The organism is Vibrio sp. 1249-1 (assembly GCF_033340495.1).
Genome location: NZ_JAWOWJ010000464.1, coordinates 1 through 736, shown reverse-complemented (window position 1 = coordinate 736; position 736 = coordinate 1). Strand labels below are relative to the sequence as shown.

Annotated in this window: 1 pseudogene; it reads left to right on the top strand. The window is 49.6% G+C overall.

Features of this window, described 5'->3' with window-relative positions:
- Window positions 1–736, top strand: a pseudogene (locus tag R7Z50_RS27010) (propeptide, peptidase); the annotation flags it as partial.

Here is a 736-nt window from a genome sequence, read left to right as displayed (position 1 = left end):
TCGACTAACCAAGACCGCCAAATCGAGCGCATTTTCAAAAGCCTTGAAGATACGGTTATTCGTAATGGTCAGGCGATGCCAGCCGCAGAACTGGAATCGCCTGTTCGATTGGAAGTGACCGAGCCGCCAGCGTTGAGCTCCGGTGAGTTAGTGACGGTTCCCGTCTCAGTGTTTGATCCTGATTTACGTACGATGCAGCAACAAGCTGCGCCTGATTCCGCTTGGAATTCGTTAGAGGATTATCCGCAGCCACTTCAATATGTTGAGAAGCAGATTCAAGTTTTGCAGTCTGACGGTAAGTTCTACCTAGCCAACGAGCGCGTTAAACAGGTGGATGCACTTGCATTACTGCCTACACCTGCGGTAGGTGCGGAGCCCGTACGCGATACAAGCAGTATTTTGCCGCCTGAAGGCGTTCAATCTTTTTCTGATGTAAAAGCGATGCAAAGCGCTCAACTTGGCGACAATGCCTTTTTGCAGTTGATGGCGTTTTACCATCTTGACAGCTCACTGAAGTACTTATCGAGCTTGAGCTATGACTTGTTTGAAGAGCCGCTTCGTTTTGATGGACGTGGTTTAGCGCTAGACAACTCTTCTTACTACACAGGTTCGCGTGCGCTGATGTTAGGCGTTGGCGGAGTATCTCCAGATGCTGCAGATGCAGATGTGATTTTGCACGAGCTAGGACACGGGATTCACTATCAAATTGTTCCCGATTGGGCGTATGGCCACACTG